We start from the raw sequence: 19079 nt of genomic DNA, 5'->3' as shown, positions 1-19079 counted from the left end.
AATAGATCGCTCCGTTATATATTTTGTGTTTATTATACACCATCTTTTATACAACGGATGGCTGAAAATATTATGAGCCGTTGTATAGTGCTAGAGGATAACGTCAGGAGGTGAACTGGCGCGTGTGGACGGCAGATTGCAGGCGGATCACGCATAAAAAGGGACAGAAATGTCCATCCCACCATCAAAGCGCGTCGGAAGCGGTCATACCTTATCTTTTTTCTTGACGGAGATATGGCCATACTCTACAATATAAATCGAGCAAGCAACCCAGTACGGTTAAATTATTGCTCGGTCGGGGGTACGAGAAAGTGCCAGATCGTTCAGGACAACAATTCGGGGATTATCGACTCAAGAAGAGGATCGGAAAAGGCGGCTTTGGCGAAGTCTACCTGGCCGAGCATGTTGGACGGGGCACCCAGGTGGCGCTCAAGTTGCTGCACGCCAGCCTGACACAGGAACGGTTTATCACTGCCTTCCAGCGCGAGGCACGCGTCCTCAGTCAGTTAGACCATCCCAATATCGTGCATCTCTTCGATTATGGAGTCGAGCAGACAACACCTTTCGTTGTGTTCGAGTATGCTGAAAACGGATCGTTGGGCAAACGCTATCCGCTGGGCGTAACATTTCCCTTTGTCAGCATCGCTTCGTATACACGACAAATTGCCGAGGCGCTCCAGTATGCCCATGACCGGGGTATCATGCATCGCGATGTCAAACCGGACAATATGTTGCTGGGAAATAACGGCGAAATTCTGCTCAGCGATTTTGGCCTGGCGACACTCGCACCTGATGGGCACATCGATCCTGAAGATCCTCTGCGCTTCGCAGGAACGCTCAACCATATGGCCCCTGAGCAATTCTTTGGGCAACCTCGCCCTGCCAGCGATCAGTATGCGCTCGCGGTGACGGTTTATACCTGGATTTGTGGCGAATATCCTTTTCAAGGTACTTCCAGGATGATGGCTCTCCGAAACACGTCTGCGCCCCCTCCGTTGCTCAGCACAAAAGTACCCGATATCTCTCCAGAAGTGGAACAGGTCATCTGTAAGGCACTGGATAGGTGGCCCGCCAACCGTTTTAGCAGTGTGCTGGAGTTTGCTCAGGCACTGGAGCAGGCATGCAAGAAAACCATCGATTTCTTCCCTATCCCCGAAGGCATACAAAAGACTGCCAGGATGTGGGTAGGCGAAGCATCCATCCATTTGCATGCTAAACGCTATCCAGAGGTCATAGCCGCCTGTGATCGTGCATTGGAAGCGAAACCGGATTTTTCCTGGGCCTATTCAGTACGAGGGCTGGCCTATTACAGGCTCCATGAGTACACCAAAGCAATTGGAAACTACGACCGCGCCATTGAGATTGATCCTCGCTATGTACAAGCACTCTCCAACAGGGGCCTGGCCTACCACGATCTCAAACATTATCAGCAAGCAATCTCTAATTACGATCGAGCTATTGCCTGCGATCCCACCGATGTAACAGCTCATAACAATCGCGGCTGGACCCACTATCACCTGGGAAATTATCAGCAGGCCATAAACGACTATCAACGCGCTATTACGCTCAGCCCTCGCTTTGCGAAAGCCTATATCAATCTTGGTCATACCTACTATGCACAAAAAGAGTATGAAAAAGCACTGGCATCGTTCACACAAGCATTAGACATAGATCCCAAACAACAGGCAGTGTATTTTCAACAAGGACGCACATTTTTTGACCTCAAAGAGTATCAGCAATCGGTTGAAGCTTATCACCAGACGATAGAACTCAATCCACAGGATGCGATGGCTTATCTTAATCGTGGCTGGTCGTATCACATGCTCAAAGCATACGAAAAAGCCCTGGAAGATTTTGCGCAGGCGCTGAACCTGAAACCAGATGATGCACGCATTTATAACAATCGCGGCTGGACGTACCGCGCAATGAAAGAACATAAACTGGCACTCGCTGACTTTGAGCAGGCATCAGCATTAGATGCCAAGCTGACCAATGCTCGCAATGGCCTTGAGAAAACCTACTGGGATTTGAATAAACATCAAGAACTCATCACGTTCTACAACAAATCGATAGAACGTAATCCACAGGACGCGGAAGCTTATTTCAATCGTGGACGCGCCCACAATCTTTTGAAGAAGCCACAAGCACTGTCAGATTTCACGCAGGCCTTAGAGCTCCAACCACACATGCTTGCCGCTTATATTGAGCGCGGCTTCATATACGATAATCGGCGAGAATATAAACTCGCGCTGGCCGATTTCCAGCAGGCGCTGAAGATCTCAGACCATCATCCCCGTATTCATTTTGGCCTTGGGCACGTCTATTTCGCGTTAAAGGAGAACGAGAAGAGTATCCAGGCGTACAGCCAGATGATTGAACTCGTTTCCCGCTACCTCACGCCACGTCACAACGACAGTCCCCACCTCCCGATCAATATGTGTCAGCGTACAATAATCGTGGCTGGGCTTACTATACGCTGCAAGATTACGCCAAGGCCCTGTCTGACTTTGAGCAGGCCATCAAGCTCAGTCCACGTTGGACGCAGGCCCATATCAATCGCGGCATCACTCACTATGCGATGAAGAACTATGAGCAGGCATTGGAGGCTTTTAAGCAGGTTCTTGCCCTTGATGCGAATAACATCCATGCATTGAATCATTGTGGATTCACTTTCTATCACTTGAACGCATATGATGCAGCGCTAGAAGCGTTTGCCCAGGTTCTGGAAAAAGAGGCGCAAAATGTACGCGCATGGTTGGGACGAGGGCTGGTTTTTATTGCGTGGAAAAAGTATCCTGAAGCACTGGAAGTCTATAACCAGCTACTTACATGGAAGCCTGAGAATACCGAGGCACTCAATAACCGTGGCTGGGTCTATTATGCTCTGAAACAACATGAACAGGCGTTTGTGGACTACAATCAGGCTCTCAGCATAAATCCAAATGCATCTATTTATCTCTACCTCAATCGAGCCTGGATCTACGCGGAACAAGGCGATTTCTCGTCAGCGCTGGAAGATTGCGAACAAGCCTTGCGCATCGATGACGCTCATCCGATTGTCTACGCCTATCGAGCGCGCGTGTATTGCCTGCAAGGTAACTTCGAGCAGGCCCTTGCCAATTGCGAGCGAGCATTAGCACAAGATACACAAAGTGCTGATGCGTACGCGGTGCGTGGACTCATCTCTTTTCACCAGGGCGACAATAGCCAGGCTCGCAATGATTTTGAGCAAGCACTCACACTCAGCAAGAATCTCTTCTGGATCGATGAAGAGTATGCGCGCGTGTGTAGCACACTGCAAAATGCTGATTGAGGAGCAACCATTTTTCATCCTCAGAATAAAAAGAGAGAGAAATGGGATCATATAGGCCTGAACTCGCTCCTCAGGCTACTAATATTTTTTCAGGAGGACATATGGCTGCGCTCACATTCTTTTTGGCAACATCACCGTCGAAGAACAAGCTCACAGCAGAAGAGATAGCGTCACTCATGCTCGCATTATTGAAGGAACAGCATATCTGCTCGCCCGCAGCCATCTTTGTCGGGAACGCGCAAAATGAAGCGAGGGGAGAGGCATATGACCAGGCCGCGCGTGAAGGCACGCTCGTACAAGCCTCTCAGCACATCATCCCAAATGCACCAGAGTCAATGCTACGGCTCACCAGGGATGTCATAGACGGAAAAGAACAGCATGCTGAAACTCTCTGGTATTGTGGAGACGATGTAGCTGCCTTTCTGCAAGCGTTGCGCCAGCTTCCGTTGCGCGAAAAAGATATCTGCGTTTGTTTTCCCTTCCTGAGCAACGCGCTTGCTCATGACTGCGGGTGGGACAAAGGAGCAGTGCTCTACGCTCTAACCCAACCATACGTTATCGACTTTATGGATGTGCTCGATACAACGGCGCGCCCATTGATTGACTATCCTGTCTCTGATTTTTTCACGCTCTCGTCTTTCTGTGCGGGAGGATTTTCCGACGAAGAACATAATGCACTCGAACCACTCCTGCAACGTTACTGGAGCTTTGATCTCGACCTGAAACAAACCTGACCTCTCACTGATGGTGAACTTCTCACATAAGCATTGCTTCTCAAGGAGGTCGAGCGATCAAACGTCGCCGTCGTTATAAGGTGCTTGGAATCTTCCGCGCCAATCATGCTACGCTTGCCACACGCATTTGCTGTGCTGCGTTGCTTTATACACACCTTCATCAAGAGTTATCTTCAGAATCCTGCCTGTTCTCTAGCAGTTCATGCAAACTGAGCATTCCGTCATGAAAGAGCAATGCTTCTTGATCGAGAAGCGCATCTTCAAACAGCGTATCAGCCACCTGGGTATGGTAAAACGTTGCACCTCGTAGATCCGCTCCACTCAGATCGGCATGCTGCAGATCTACGCCTGTCAAATCCACATCTTGCAGATCAGCCCCTCGAAGATGTGCGCCTTGCAAATCAGTCGTTACAAATGCATCACCAAAGATCGCCCCGCGTAACTTCATCCCCGTGAGATCATTACCGCTCAGCGTTTCCAACAGATTTGCTCCGCGAAGATCCGCATAGCGAAAATCGCTTCCGGTAAGATCGGCCCCGCGAACATTGGCACAAACAAACATGCTGCGACTGGCTTCAACGTTTCGTAAATTTGCATAGCGTAAATCTGCAGAATTAAAATGTGCATTTCTCAACGTAGCGTGCGCTAGATTAGCCCCAGTACAACATGTATCACTGGCTCTGGCATTGATGAAGAACGCCTCCTGAGCATTCGCATGAGACAGATTGGCCCCATCACAACCTATAAAACAAAAGTCGGCATGGCGGAGATCGGCCCCTTCAAAAGAGGCTTCAACCATGGAGCAGTGACGAAATACAGCATATGAGAACTGGCATCCCCAAAAATCGTGACCGCACAAATTGATGTTTTTCCATTGCGTCCAGCTAAAATTGACATGATGGACGTCAGCGGGAATGAAATCATCGTCAAATTCCATGGTGCTCAGGTCTGGCACAATATCTGGATGCGATCGACGCCAATCGACCCACTTCTTCAAGTTGAAAAAGAGAGAGACATGCTCTTTATTAGCCACAGTTCTTACTCCTTGTACTGTTTAACCTGTGAATAATACTCAAATAGTACAGAAGATCCTCATCCATGACCAGCCAGCGGCTATCGAAGGAGCAATCCATACTCGTAATCGGGCATCCCGTATTTGGGACGATGGCAGTTCGGGCTGGCAAAAGATCGTCCCAACGACGCCATTCGATCACACAGGGGTTTTGGGGATAAGAATCTGACGGCCAAAGCTGTTGCAGCGCAAACAATTTTCCATCTGGAGTGCGAGTAATCCCTCCATAGGTGTGTATCCGGGCACCTTGGTCATACATGTGTTCAAAGAAGATAGCTGGTGCCGTAGAAACCTGAGCCAGCATGGTTGCAGGATTGGTGATAAGCAACCAACGGGTGAGCGCCGTTCCACTGGCCGTGATAGCCTCGCGCCGCGTGGGATGAAGATACAAAAGCATAGGGTATTCTCTTTTCTACCGAAGATTGCATAGGCGCTAGAATCTTGGGCATATTCACACCAAAACAACACAACGATGCTGCATGCTCTCCATCATAAAAAGAAGCATGAACGCATGTCCAAGCTAAACCAGCGTGCATTCATATATGACCCTCAAGCGACGCGCTTGTTCATAGCTTCAGATGTGATCGCGGAGCGGTGCTCTACTCTCTGGCCCAACCATACGTTATCCATTTTATGGATATGCTCTACACAACAGCGCACCCATTAATTAACTACTCTGCCTTTAACTTTTTCACGCTCATGTTTTTTGCGCGAGAGGATTTTCATATGAAGAGCATGATCCGCTCGAACTTCTCCTGCAACAGTATTGGGGTGTGGATCTCGATCTGCATCAAACCTGGTTCCTCACTGATCGGTGAGTTGTTTGCCATCGGATAGATGGCAAAAGAATGTCCGAAGAAATGTCCGAAGGATGTCTGAAGAAATGTCCGAAAGGAATTACTTGCCTCCTATGATTACAGTCCTGAATGACTATGAAAGCTACTCGCGAACCATAGAAAATGGATACAAACGAAAAGCGACGGTACAGATAAAACTTTCTTCAGTTTTCTCTGCTGCCATCGTTATTGCATTTGATCAAATATAACGGTTAGCAGTGACGGATATAGCGGTTAACTACGGCATAAGAGCCACACTAATATGCATGCAATATGTCATAATGCAAATATTCCAGTTTGAACTACGAGTAAATGCTTGTGGATAAATATCCATCTCTGCTATACTCATTCCAGAAACATCCTTCTGACAAACTCGTCAGTAAAAAGAGCCTGAGAGTATTCCTTTATGTGCTCAAGCGACTGCCAGACAACCAATGATCTCTTCAACATGAGTGCTAGATCCAACTTTACAGACAGCGAGAGGGGCAAATGATCAAGACACAAATCGGATTTTGGGGTGATCGATACCAGATTCTTGACCCAATTGGCCGTGGTGGCATGGCTAGGATTTATCAGGGGCGCGATCTCCTCATGGATCGTGTTGTCGCGATGAAAGTGCTGCGGGAAGTCTACATGACAGACCCATCCTATTTGGCCTATTTCCAGCGGGAAGCAAAGATCACCCTGTCATTACGACATCCAAATATTGTACAGGCCCTTGACTATGTCCAGAACGATGGTAATTATTTTCTGGTCATGGAACTGATCGAAGGTGCGGATCTAGGTCGCTATCTACGCTCACGAGGTGTGCTCCCTGTAGATCGGGTTACTCGTATCGCTCATGATGTTGCACTTGGTCTAGGCGCTGCCCACCGTCGCAACATTGTGCATCGAGGGGTTAAACCACAAGAGATTATGATAGGTCGTGATGGCAGTATTAAGATCATCGATTTTAGTCTCGCCAGTGATCTATCTCAAGATAGACACACAGAGGATGTGATTCCTACCGAAATGGCGATAGGTATGGTTTCGTACTGCGCCCCTGAACAGGCCCGGAATGAAATCGTCAGTCCGGCGGCCGATGTGTATGCGCTGGGCGTCGTGATGTATATGATGCTGACCGGCCGTGCCCCGTTCGATGGGGAGACACCGGTAGAGGTCACGAGACAGCATATGCAAGATGCCCCGCCTCCTCCCAGCCAGTTCAATCCGCATATTCCTCGTGACCTGGAGAATATCATTCTGCGTTGCCTGGAAAAGGAGCCGGAAAAGCGCTACCATGATGGGAACGCCCTGGCTCATGCTCTCAAGGAATTCAATGATACTATATGAAGTTAAGAGATTGGTGACTGTGGCGAGCCAGTTTCTTGCAGGATACGTGGTTTCTCATCAATAATGAGGCAGTGCTCGAAGGAACGTATCACGCGGGCTTTCAGGTTCAGCTGAAACGATGAGGTCGTTAAACGACCTTTGATTGTCTGATCTTTCCCGACGTCTGGCGTATGATATTGAGGCACTTAAAAGTCAATAAGCTATATGCTTCCAAGTTGATCATGCGGTATAGGGAGGGAACAGAGAAGCATTGAGTTTTTAAACAGGAACAAGATGTAGTCCCTTCGCCTAACCCAACTAAACACCGATAGCCAGAACGCCATCATGTTCGCCTGCAGGCCAGGTCAGGTAATGAATACGTGGAAATATCGAGTCAATTTTCCTCCCAATACTATCTACAATAGCTTTCCCGTTTTTGATTGGCTCCGTGAGAATAGCTTGTTGCGAACACTTGCAAATTGCAAGTAAATTCCTGCGACATTCCTTTTCAGGAGAAAAATATGAGAAAAATAGTTGCTTCGATGCTCATAGCGATGGATGGTGTTGTTGAAAATCCACAGATGTGGACTGTTCAATTTCGGAGTGAAGAATCACAAAAATATAAATTCGATGAGCTTTTTGCCAGCGCTGCACTCCTTCTGGGGCGCATCACCTATCAGGAACTTGCAGCCGCCTGGCCTGGTGCTACTGGTGCATATGGCGAAAGAATAAACAGTATGTCCAAGTATGTTCCAACCACAACGTTACAGAAAGCTGAGTGGAATGCCACCCTGATCAAGGACAACGTTATAGAGGAAGTGACCAGATTGAAACAGGAGTCTGGTCAGGACCTATTGATCTTTGGGAGCGTTGAGCTCATTCACTCGCTCATGCAAGAGGATCTCATTGATGAATACCGTCTCATGGTCTTCCCCATTGTCGTAGGAAACGGGAAGCGGCTTTTCCATGGTGAGAGCCAGCAAAAAGAATTCAAGCTTGTTCAATCGCAAACATTCGGCTCTGGTGTTGTGGTACTCACATACGAGCCAGATCGAGCATAGAGAGGACGTAAGGATCCTTTCTCATATTTGTGCATGACCCGTTTGACACAATTTCTCGCAGTATTGATGAGCACCGCGAGCTTCCAATGCCCAGGCGTGTCATCCCGTTCATGGAGGTGGTACAATGAGCATCAGAGATAAAAGGAATGGAAGAACAGAAACGCCAGGGGATCATTGAGGCAGCAACAGAGCATATTGTTGCACCCATAAAGAACGCTACCAGGTAAGGAGAGAAGATCTGGTGCCTCCTTCTGCACACACAACGATACCACTTGAACCGAAGGCGATACGCCAACATATTCGTGCACTGATTCGCCACCAGTATCGCCTGCATCCACAAGAGGCAACCCGTCAAACTCATGCGGTGCTCAATGAGATCTGGCAATTCGTAACATTTGCGTCCATACAGTTACAAGTACATGAACAGAAGCAGGCGCTCCTGACGCTCAAGGCTGTCACTGATGTCTTGACCGAGCAATGGATGCATCTCAACGATATCCATGGTGAGGTGAGCGCTTTCTTTCAGGATCTCACCAGGGTGTGGACCGAGACGGTGCTCCAGGTTGATCTCACAGCTACCGAGCGCAAACGTTGGGCGAAACAGATAACGATCTGGCAGGCACGACTTACTGACTGGCAGAGCATACACGAAGCATTTGCGGTTCTACAGGCTGCTCTTCGTGAAGGCTGGGATTATGGTCCCCTCCAACGTATTTTACAAGGGATAGCGCTCCAACAGCGAGCCTGGGAAGGCGAGATTCCTGCCTATGCGCCTCTGCTCACACAGGCTCGCCTCACCGTGTTGGAACAACAGGAGAAGTTTCAGGAATATCTGTATCTGGCCAAAGCAGAAGACCAGACCAGAGCGTATGTGACCATGCTTGTGCGACAGGGACAGATCCCGGAAGCGATCGCCTATGGACAGCACCATCTGACAACAGCCGAGGATGCGCTGGCAGTAGCTCAGGCGTTGTGGACACATGGCGCGCAATCAGCAAGTCTTCAGATCGCCAATCTTGGCATCACCCTTGATGGCGCCCACGTCCCACTTGCCGTCTGGCTGCGTGATCAATCCTGGCGCATGGGAGAGCAGACGCAAGCGATAAAAGCAGGCGAGGTGGCCTTTCAAGGTGAGCCTACGCTGAAGCACTATCTCTCCCTCGCCCGTATCGCCGGAACCCAATGGCCCGAATACCGTGTCAGGCTCCTGGATAGTGCGCGCCAGGCTCCTTCTACCACCGATGCGCACGACTTACTGCAGATCTTTTTGCACGAGCATCTTTTTGAGGATGCCATTGCTGTGCTGCAAACGGATAGACGGCACACGCTGGTGACACTGGTCGTGGACGCCGCACTCAAAGAGCAGACCGTTCTGGAATGGGTTGTCAAGGCGTGCCGCCAGCAAGCCGAACATATTATGAACGGAGCCAAAGCATCCTACTATCAGGCCGCAGCAAACTGGCTCGCGAAAGCGCGTACAGCCTATCACCTGTTAGGACAAGATGACACATGGCACATCTACCTCGCGGATCTGCTAGAACGGCATCAACACAAGTCGAAATTACTGCCACTCTTGATGGCATTGGCATGAACGTATCTACGTTCTCACCATAAGTTCAAGATGAGAGGAGTCACACCCATGGATACCTACAACCAGGACAAAATAGACGAAGTGGTTCTCGCCCTACTGCAATTGACGCTCCATGATTCCTACCGCGCCTGGAAAGGATTTGACTGGGATGTCCTCAATAGACTCTACGAGAAGGGATGGATTGACAATCCCAGAAATAAAGCAAAATCTATCGCGTTCACCCAGGAAGGACTGGCCCAATCCGAGCGCTTCTTTGCGCACCATTTTGGCCTTGAGCATCCATCTGAAGAATAGTTTTCCGCCATTCTTCTGCGGCTGTCGCGTTACCCACGGAAAGGTCATGACTGGTGTCATGACCTTGCTGGGCCTCTGATTTATTAGTTCTAAACAGGGTTGTCATCCGGAAGGTGATGAACAATGACGAAATCTACGATTCGGCCAGCAACGGAGAAGGACATTGATGATCCTTATAGATCTAAGGAGTAGACATGTTGCCCAGAATTAAAGCTGTCACTTTTGATGCGGGAGACACCCTTATACACCTCTGGGTGCATAAGACGAGGCGTTTCGCATACTTGTGTGAACAAATTGGCATTCCGCCGTTAGCACCTGATGCAGCAAAGCTGGCTGCTGTCGCCTGTGAACGCTTTTTTCAAGAGCGCTATAAGGGGCCAAGCAAGCACCTGGAATGGTGGCTAAATTACCATATAGTTGGGCTTCAGGCTGCTGGCGTTCAAGGGAATCTCAGAGAATTAGCTCAAGCTATACATGAGGTTTGGAACCAGCTACCAGAGACGTGGGTTCTTGATCCTGAAACCATTATCACATTGGATTGCTTGCGTCAACGCGGTATTCGTCTTGGTGTAATATCCAACTGGGATGGAAACCTGCGCCAGATTTTGCAGGATCTCAATATCCTTTCCTATTTCGAAATGGTGCTTGATTCGCACATCGTAGGGGTCCGAAAACCAGATCCTGCGATTTTTCGCATGTTCTCGCAGGCTTGTAAGCTAGAACCCGCGCAATGTATCCATGTGGGAGACAGTCCGGATGCGGATGAATCAATGGCTTTGTCCGTGGGAGCCATCTCGCTATTATACGACCCACTGGAATGCCTCCCTTCTAAAGGAGGGCATCGCATTTCCGAACTCAGCGATGTCGTAAAGTTCCTGGATAAGGTGTTATAAAATGAGTTACCCATGGCATGGCGGGGCCCTATAAAGCTGCTTTGGTTCCCTTAAATATGTCAGCATAGCTCATTCTTTATCTGGTCGTCTTTTGTCTATTCATGCTCTACCATAAGGAGTTGAGGCTACGTTGGGATGAGCACGAATACTCGCATTTGTAGGTGATTCGTCTAAACTCTGGTATTTTGAGAGAAATCCAGGTATAATTTACGATAGCCTTGAAGAACATTAAACAGTTCTGCTACGGAAATCTTCCTCTTTTCTAGTAGGGACTGCCAGGCTAGCGGTATGTGTTCATTCACTATGACCCTCTAAGAGATAGTGAAGTGGGTTCCGTGCTCTATATTCAATTGTGCCGTTGAGGAAGTCTGTGCTTTTTTGTTATTTTATTTCTATGTATGCGCTATATTTTTTATGCGATGTTCAGTGTTGAACTAGTCAGGAGCTCATCCTTGGATTCTGTGGCCTCTCTCCCTGAAGTTGGTCAGCTGGTCAATGTCAGGCAACGTCGGTATGTGGTTGTCGATAATGTGGTGAGTACGCTTGCTACACATGATGCCTCCGTGAAGTCTTTGTATAAGCAGCATCTGGTGACGCTTTCTTCGGTGGAGGATGATGGGCTGGGTGAGGAGCTGCAGGTGATCTGGGAGGTGGAGCCGGGGGCGGCTGCGATTGAGAAGACTCCGCTGCCACAGCCGGTGCGCTTTGATACGCCTGAGCGGTTGGATACTTTTTTGCACGCGGTGCGCTGGGGCGCGGCTTCGAGCGCGGATGTGAAGGCGATCCAGGCTCCCTTTTTGAGCGGGATCGATCTTGAGGATTATCAGCTGGACCCGGTGGCACGGGCGATCCAGATGCCACGGGCGAATCTGTTGATCGCGGACGATGTGGGTCTGGGGAAGACGATTGAGGCGGGATTGGTGGCGCAGGAGCTGATTATCCGCCACCGGGCGCGCAAGATCTTGATTGTCTGTCCGGCAGCGCTGCAGGTGCAGTGGCGCGACCAGATGCGCGATAAGTTTGGGCTGGAGTTCCGCATCGTGGATAGCGAGCTGATGCGCTCGCTGCGCCGTGAGCGGGGGCTGCATGTGAATCCGTGGAAGCATTTTCCGCGCCTGATTACCTCGATCGATTTCTTGAAGCGCGAGCGGCCGCTGCGCCTGTTTACGGAGGCGTTGCCGGCTGCGGGCGAGCCGCTCTATCCACGCCGCTTCGATCTGCTGATCCTGGATGAGGCGCATAATATCGCGCCTTCGAGCCAGGGGAAGTACGCGACGGATTCGCAGCGTACGGCGGCGATCCGGCGCCTGGCTCCGCATTTTGAGCATAAGCTGTTCCTGTCGGCGACCCCGCACAATGGCTACCGAGAGAGCTTTACGGCGCTGCTGGAGCTGCTGGACAATCAGCGCTTCGCGCGCGGGGTGGAGCCTGATCCCGAGCAGCTGCAGGCGGTGATGATCCGACGCCTGAAGTCGGAGCTGCCGAAGCGTTGGGATGGTTCGGCGCGCTTCGCGCAGCGTCAGATTACGCCGCTGCCGGTGGCCTATACGCCGCAGGAGCGGGAGGCGCACCAGCTGCTGCAGGAATACAGCGCGGCGCGCATCCGTGAGGCACAGGATAGTGTTGAACGCTATGCCTCTGAGTTCGTGTTCATGCTGCTGAAGAAGCGGCTCTTCTCTTCGCCGGAGGCCTTCTGCCTGACGCTGGAGAAGCATGAGCAGTCGCTGGGTGAGCGGCAGCGCCATACGGCGGTGACGAAGCAGCCGAGCGAGGGGATTCTGCGCAGCCGGGTGGAGAAGATCGAGGAGGAGAGCGATGACGATGCCTACCTGGATGAGGTGACGTCGGAGGCGCTGACGACGGCGGCCCCGCTCTTCCATGAGCCGACAGATCATGAGCAGGCGCTGCTGAAGCGGCTGCGGCGCTGGGCGGAGGAGGCGCGGCGCCGCCCTGATAGCAAGGCGCAGGAGCTGATCGATTGGCTGTTCCGCGTGATCCGACCGGGAGGACAGTGGTCGCGTGAGCGCGTGATTATCTTTACCGAGTACCGGGCGACGCAGAACTGGCTCTATGATCTGCTGGCGCGCGAGGGCTTCGCCGAGGCGGGTCCCGATGGCGAGCGCCGCCTGCAGCTGCTCTATGGTGGCATGGATACGAAGGCGCGTGAGGAGGTCAAGGCGGCCTTCCAGGCTGACCCGGATGATTCGTCGGTGCGCATCCTGCTGGCCACGGACGCCGCATCGGAGGGTATCGATCTACAGAACCACTGCTCGAAGCTGATCCACTATGAGATCCCCTGGAACCCCAATCGACTGGAGCAGCGCAATGGCCGCGTCGATCGCCACGGACAGCGGGCGCCGGAGGTGAATATCTATCATTTTGTGAGCAGCCGCTATGAGCAGCAGTCGATGGCGACGCGGGAGCGCCAGCAGCTGGACGACGATCTGGATTTCCTGATGCAGGCGGTGCGCAAGATCGAGTATATCCGCGAGGACCTGGGGAGCGTGGGGCCGGTGATCGCGACGCAGGTGGAGGAGGCGATGCTGGGGCGGCGACGGCAGCTGGATACCGGCAAGGCGGAGGCGAAGGCGCCCTCGAAGCGCTTCCTGGCCTTCCAGCGCCGGCAGCGTGAACGGCTGGAGGCGCATATCCGCCAGCTCTATGAGCAGCTGCAGGAGGGCAAGCGCGAGCTGGGCCTGACGCCGGAACATATCCAGGCGGTGGTTGAGACCGCCCTGGAACTGGCGAAACAGCCTGCACTGCAGGCGCGTACGCTGGAAGATCCACACGGCCACCATCCCCCGATCGAGGTCTTCGATGTGCCCGAGCTGACCGGGAGCTGGGCCAGGTGTACCGAGGGGCTTGAGCATCCCCATACGCATGTGAAGCGGCCGATCGTGTTCGATCATACGCTGGCGCAGGGGCGCGATGATGTGGTGCTGGCCCACCTGAACCATCGGCTGGTGACGATGTCGCTGCGCCTGCTGCGCGCGGAGGTGTGGGCCAGCGGCGAGCAGAGCAAGCTGCAGCGCGTGACGGCGCGCACGGTGCCTTCGATCACGATGGATGTGCCAGCGGTAATCGCCCACGCGCGTCTGCTGGTGCTGGGCGGCGACAATCAGCGCCTGCACGAGGAGGTCATCGCCGCCGGTGGCTATCTGCGCGAGGGCCGCTTCGTGCCGATGAACGAGGGCCAGCTGAAGATGATCCAGGATGCGCTGCAGCAGCGCGAGGTCTCCCCGGCGGTGCAGCAACGGCTGGCCTCCCAGTGGGACGTACATCGACAGCCGCTGATCCGCGCTCTGGAGAACCGCATGGGCGAGCGCACAAAGAGCCTGCAGAAGAAGATGGCCGATCGCGCCGCCAAGGAGCAGGCCGACATCACGGCGATCCTGACTGAGCTGAAGGAGAATATCAGCAAGGAGCTGGAGCAGCCGGAGGTGGTGCAGCTTGAGCTGTCGGGCTTCTCGCAGGAGGAGCGCCAGCAGTTCAACCGGGACATCTCGGCCCTGGAGGCTCGCCTGCAGCAGATCGATAGCGAGATCGAGCAGGAGACCGCGCGCATCCAGCAGCGCTTCGCCGATCCCAAACCCAGAATATTTCCTGTCGCCGTGACATATGTCGTGCCTGCCCATCTGGCACGCTAGGAGCGCCGCACCGGACGGGAGGGCGCGCGCATCAAGCGTATGCCGCGCCCTCCCGCCCTACGGCGCACCCTTGAAAGGATTCATCCACGATGGTTGCTCAACAGTCGATTACCCGCCATCATGCCGACTGGCTGTCCCTGATTGAAGTCTCTGGCCCCTTCCTGAGCCTGCCGGTGCTGCAGGATGCCTTCCCCCATGGCCTGGATGCGAAGGATGAGGAGGCCGAGATGCGCCGCCGCCTGCGCCTGGCCTATGAGGAGTGGGCCGATAACCAGGAGGGGTCGCGCCCCGACCCGGCCATCCACCATCAGTGGCTGCGCTTCGTGCTGGAGGAACTGCTGGATATGCACCCCTCCGCGATCCTGGAGGGGCAGCAGCTGCCGGCCTCGCTGAGCCTGGAGATGAAGGAATACGGCGAGACGCTGCGCCCGACGCTGGCCATCAAGTCGCCCCATGAGCCGAAGCCGCGCCTGCTGGTCCAGCTCTATCCCAAGAATCAGAATCTGCGCAGGCCGGTGCCGGGCAAGGCCTGGAACGCCTATCCGGAGACGCGCATGATGGAGCTGCTGCGCAAGAACGATATCCGCCTGGGCCTGCTGACCAATGGAGAGCATTGGATGCTGGTGGATGCCCCGGCCGGGGAGACGACCGGCTACTATTCCTGGTACGCCTCGCTGTGGCTGGAGGAGAAGGTGACGCTGCGCGCCTTCCATAGCCTGCTGGGCATGCGGCGCTTCTTTAATGTCGAGGCGAGCAAGACGATCGAGGCGCTGCTGGCGGAGAGCGCCAGCAAGCAGCAGGAGGTGACGACGCAGCTGGGCGACCAGGTGCGCCGCGCCGTCGAGGTGCTGGTGCAGACGCTGGATCGCATCGATAAGGATAGCGGTCGCGAGCTGCTCAGGGATGTGCCGGAGACGCAGCTGTATGAGGCGGCGCTGACGGTGATGATGCGTCTGGTCTTCCTGCTCTCGGCCGAAGAGCGCAAGCTGCTGCTGCTGGAAGATCCGATCTATGACCACAACTACGCGGCCTCGACGCTGCACCAGCAGCTGCGCGAGCAGGCCGACCAGCAGGGCGAGGAGGTGCTAGGCCTGCGCTACGATGCGTGGAGCCGCCTGCTGGCCATCTTCCGCATCGTCTATGGCGGACTGCACCACCATGATCTGCAGCTGCCCGCCTATGGTGGCCGCCTGTTTGATCCCGATCGATTCCCCTTCCTGGAGGGCCGGGCAACAGGGAGCAGCTGGCGCGAGACGCCGGCCAATCCGCTGCGCATCGATAATCGTACCGTGCTCTACCTGCTCAACGCCCTGCAATATCTGCAGGTGAGGGTGGGAGGCGTGGTTGAGCCGCGCCGCCTCTCGTTCCGGGGCCTGGATATCGAGCAGATCGGCCACGTCTATGAGGGGCTGCTCGACCATACCGTCAAGCGCGCCCAGGCCACGATCCTGGGACTGCAGGGCAGCGATAAGTCCGAACCAGAGGTGGCGCTGGATGAGCTGGAACAACGGGCAGGCAAGGGTGAGCAGGCGCTGCTGGCCTACCTCAAGGAGGTGACGGGACGCGGCGAGCCGGCGCTGAAGAAGGCACTGGAGCTGCGGCTGGAGAAGCAGCAGGATCGCAGCCGCCTGATGGAGGCCTGCGACAACCAGCACGAGATCTTCCAGCGCGTGCTGCCCTACGCCGGACTGCTGCGCAAAGATACCTTCCAGAACTACACCATCATCACGGCCGGCTCGGTCTACATGACCCACGGCAGCGACCGCCGCTCGACCGGCACCCACTACACGCCCAGGAGCCTGACCGAACCGATCGTGCGGCACGCCCTTGATCCCCTGGTCTATATCGGACCCGCCGAGGGCTGGCCCGAGGAGCAGTGGCAGCTGCGCACAGCCGAAGAGATCCTCAGCCTGACCGTCTGCGACATCGCCATGGGCTCCGGCGCCTTCCTGGTGCAGACCTGCCGCTACCTCTCCGAGAAGCTGGTTCAGGCCTGGGAAAAGACCGACCGCGAGCTCAACAGCAATAGGGTGCTGGCCATCCCTCAAAAAACACCCAGTGGGCAACTCTCGCAGGGGGGAGCCAGCGAAGAGCTTATCCCGCTTGATCGAGAAGAACGCTTAATGATGGCTCGTCGTCTAGTGAGTGAGCGCTGTATTTATGGTGTCGACAAAAATCCAATGGCTGTTGAGATGGCCAAACTTTCAATGTGGCTGATTACACTTGCTAAAGGTAGACCATTCACATTTCTTGATCACGCCTTGCGTTGTGGTGATTCTTTATTAGGAATCAGTGATCGCCAACTTTCCAACTGGTCGCTAGATGCAAAATCTGGCGAGATCGGTAAATCTTCTTGGAGCGTTGGTAATCAGGTCAGACGCAATCTAGATATCGCCAAATCGCTGCGTAAACAAATCATCAACACACCAAATATTGATATTAGTGATATTGAGGAAAAAGAGCGAAATCTGAAAAAGGCCGAGGATACGACTGCGATTCTTAACCTTGGAGCAGATTTACTAATAGGTGTCACACTGAGTGATCCCAGACGCCAACAAGCTATGCAGGATACCCTAGCTTTTGAATATTCAGTTCTGGCAAAAGCTTACGAGCAGGCCATTTATCATCAGCCAACTGCCAAAGAATGGGCCAATAAGAGAGAGGCATTTAATAAAATACGAAAAGAGGTAGACGACTTATTAAAAGGCCGTCGTCCATTCCACTGGCATCTAGAGTTCCCTGAAGTGTTCATAAATAGAGATGATGATGCAGGCTTTGCAGCAATTGTTGGGAATCCACCATTTCAGGGAGGAAAAAAGATTACAGGAACTCTAGGTACAGATTATCGAAATTATCTCCTAAAGTATTTGGCAAATAATGTAACAGGCCACGCTGATTTATGCGCATATTTCTTCCTAAGGGTAACAATGCTCGCGCGACAAAACGGAATGGGTGCACTCCTTGCCACAAATACTATTGCACAGGGAGATACACGAGAAGTCGGGCTTGACCAGATAATATCTTCTGGTTGGACAATTCCCCGCGCAATACCAAGCCAAACATGGCCTGGTGAAGCTGCATTGGAAGTTGCTTATGTTTGGTTAAGAAAGGGCAACTGGCAAGGAGCATATATCTTAAATAATAAGATTGTAAATAGTATTACCTCTTTCCTCACGGTTCAAGGAAATGTGCAGGGTAAGCCTTATAAACTTATTGTTAATTTAAATAAATCTTTCCAGGGTTCTGTTGTCTTAGGACTAGGTTTCGTCGTAGAACCTGAGGAAGCACAAGTATATATTGAGAAAGATACTCGCTATAAGAATATACTCTTTCCTTACCTTAATGGAGAGGATCTAAACACTCATCCAAACCAAACAGCCAGTCGTTGGATTATTAACTTTCATGATTGGTCCTTAGAAAAGGCAGCTTTATATCCTGACTGCTTTAAAACAGTAGAGGAAAAAGTCAAACCACAAAGAAGTACAAGTAATCGCAAAATTTATAGAGAAAGGTGGTGGCAATATGCAGAAAAATGTTCGAATCTCTACTCGACAATTGCCGATATGGAACAGGTATTAGTTTGTTCTATATTCACCAAACATTTATCTTTTTGCTTTGTTCCAACTAATCAGGTTTTTATGAATAAACTTGTTGTTTTCCCTTTCGATCAGTATAGATACTTATGTATATTAAGCAGTAACATTCATGAGATTTGGGCTAGATACTTCTCTGGTACATTAGAAACGCGATTACAATATGCGCCTACAGATTGTTTTGAAACTTTTCCATTCCCGTCAAGCATAGGCAATCTTGATAGTATTGGCGATTGTTACAACCATCATCGCCAATCCATTATGCAAGCTCGGCAAGAGGGGCTTACAAAAATATACAACCGTATGCATGATCCCAGGGAGCACGCAGAGGATATCGTGAGGCTGCGTGAGATGCATAGGGAGATGGATGAGGAGGTGGCGCGGGCGTATGGGTGGGATGACCTGAAGCTGGAGCATGGGTTTCATGAGACGAAGCAGGGGCTGCGCTATACGATCAGCGAGGCGGCGCGGCAGGAGGTGCTGGATCGGCTGCTGCTGCTGAACCATCAGCGGCACGCGGAGGAGGTGGCGGCCGGGCTGGTGGATGAGAATGGCAAGCCGACGGCCAAGGGCAAGAAGCTGCTGGCTAAGGATGCCGAGGACCGACAGGGCCGCACCGGCAAGCATGGTACGGGTAAGGATGCCAGCGACGGGCGGCGGTCCGGCGGCGATGACGAAGAGGATCAGCCGGGGCAGGGCCGGCTGTTCGAGCTGTAACAAGAAAGGATGCTTGT

12 protein-coding genes are annotated in these 19079 nt (G+C 52.6%); 10 read left to right on the top strand and 2 right to left on the bottom strand.

What is annotated here, in order from left to right; genetic code table 11:
- The first annotated feature begins 311 nt into the window (after window positions 1–311).
- The 3 genes from AABA21_RS32270 (at window position 312) to AABA21_RS32260 (ending at window position 4047) form a co-directional block, all read left to right on the top strand.
- Window positions 312–2582, top strand: a complete 2271-nt coding sequence (locus AABA21_RS32270; protein ID WP_338256595.1) for a tetratricopeptide repeat protein — start codon at window positions 312–314, stop codon at window positions 2580–2582.
- Window positions 2477–3313 carry a tetratricopeptide repeat protein gene (locus AABA21_RS32265; RefSeq protein ID WP_338258506.1) on the top strand — a complete coding sequence of 279 codons (837 nt, stop codon included), beginning with the start codon at window positions 2477–2479 and terminating at the stop codon, window positions 3311–3313. The genes AABA21_RS32270 and AABA21_RS32265 overlap by 106 nt, the downstream gene beginning before the upstream one ends.
- A gap of 101 nt (window positions 3314–3414) precedes the next feature.
- Window positions 3415–4047 carry a hypothetical protein gene (locus AABA21_RS32260; protein WP_338256594.1) on the top strand — a complete coding sequence of 211 codons (633 nt, stop codon included), beginning with the start codon at window positions 3415–3417 and terminating at the stop codon, window positions 4045–4047.
- A 160-nt stretch (window positions 4048–4207) separates the two neighbouring features.
- On the opposite strand, the gene AABA21_RS32255 is transcribed toward AABA21_RS32260, so the two are convergent.
- Complete coding sequence (locus AABA21_RS32255; protein ID WP_338256593.1) at window positions 4208–5080, bottom strand: pentapeptide repeat-containing protein; 873 nt, start codon at window positions 5078–5080, stop codon at window positions 4208–4210.
- Complete coding sequence (locus tag AABA21_RS32250; RefSeq protein WP_338256591.1) at window positions 5073–5516, bottom strand: hypothetical protein; 444 nt, start codon at window positions 5514–5516, stop codon at window positions 5073–5075. Before AABA21_RS32250 ends, AABA21_RS32255 begins: the two co-directional genes overlap by 8 nt.
- Before the next feature lie 928 nt (window positions 5517–6444).
- Here AABA21_RS32250 and AABA21_RS32245 point away from each other — a divergent pair.
- From AABA21_RS32245 to AABA21_RS32215, 7 genes are all read left to right on the top strand, one after another.
- Window positions 6445–7287, top strand: a complete 843-nt coding sequence (locus AABA21_RS32245; RefSeq protein WP_338256590.1) for a protein kinase domain-containing protein — start codon at window positions 6445–6447, stop codon at window positions 7285–7287.
- Between the two features lie 500 nt (window positions 7288–7787).
- Complete coding sequence (locus AABA21_RS32240; RefSeq protein WP_338256589.1) at window positions 7788–8327, top strand: dihydrofolate reductase family protein; 540 nt, start codon at window positions 7788–7790, stop codon at window positions 8325–8327.
- Between the two features lie 241 nt (window positions 8328–8568).
- Window positions 8569–9918 (top strand): hypothetical protein, encoded by a 1350-nt coding sequence (locus tag AABA21_RS32235; RefSeq protein WP_338256586.1) that lies wholly within the window; start codon window positions 8569–8571, stop codon window positions 9916–9918.
- Window positions 9919–9966: 48 nt separating this feature from the next.
- On the top strand, window positions 9967–10212 hold the full coding sequence (locus AABA21_RS32230; RefSeq protein WP_338256584.1) for a DUF6429 family protein: 246 nt from the start codon (window positions 9967–9969) through the stop codon (window positions 10210–10212).
- A 194-nt stretch (window positions 10213–10406) separates the two neighbouring features.
- Window positions 10407–11105, top strand: a complete 699-nt coding sequence (locus AABA21_RS32225) for an HAD family hydrolase (protein WP_338256582.1) — start codon at window positions 10407–10409, stop codon at window positions 11103–11105.
- A gap of 452 nt (window positions 11106–11557) precedes the next feature.
- Window positions 11558–14752, top strand: a complete 3195-nt coding sequence (drmD, locus tag AABA21_RS32220) for a DISARM system SNF2-like helicase DrmD (protein WP_420917180.1) — start codon at window positions 11558–11560, stop codon at window positions 14750–14752.
- Window positions 14753–14841: 89 nt separating this feature from the next.
- Window positions 14842–19062 (top strand): Eco57I restriction-modification methylase domain-containing protein, encoded by a 4221-nt coding sequence (locus AABA21_RS32215; RefSeq protein WP_338256581.1) that lies wholly within the window; start codon window positions 14842–14844, stop codon window positions 19060–19062.
- Window positions 19063–19079: the final 17 nt, after the last annotated feature.

The organism is Dictyobacter halimunensis (genome assembly GCF_036245075.1).
The sequence above is the reverse complement of the archived record's forward strand: the minus strand, read 5'-3'. Positions and strand labels throughout refer to the sequence as shown.

What these genes read in the sequence shown, in the direction of transcription:
- AABA21_RS32260 (WP_338256594.1), top strand. Translation starts at nt 3,415, where the DNA reads ATGGCTGCGCTCACATTCTTTTTGGCAACATCACCGTCGAAGAACAAG.
- AABA21_RS32250 (WP_338256591.1), bottom strand. Translation starts at nt 5,516, where the DNA reads ATGCTTTTGTATCTTCATCCCACGCGGCGCGAGGCTATCACGGCCAGT.
- AABA21_RS32225 (WP_338256582.1), top strand. Translation starts at nt 10,407, where the DNA reads ATGTTGCCCAGAATTAAAGCTGTCACTTTTGATGCGGGAGACACCCTT.
- AABA21_RS32240 (WP_338256589.1), top strand. Translation starts at nt 7,788, where the DNA reads ATGAGAAAAATAGTTGCTTCGATGCTCATAGCGATGGATGGTGTTGTT.
- AABA21_RS32215 (WP_338256581.1), top strand. Translation starts at nt 14,842, where the DNA reads ATGGTTGCTCAACAGTCGATTACCCGCCATCATGCCGACTGGCTGTCC.
- AABA21_RS32230 (WP_338256584.1), top strand. Translation starts at nt 9,967, where the DNA reads ATGGATACCTACAACCAGGACAAAATAGACGAAGTGGTTCTCGCCCTA.
- AABA21_RS32245 (WP_338256590.1), top strand. Translation starts at nt 6,445, where the DNA reads ATGATCAAGACACAAATCGGATTTTGGGGTGATCGATACCAGATTCTT.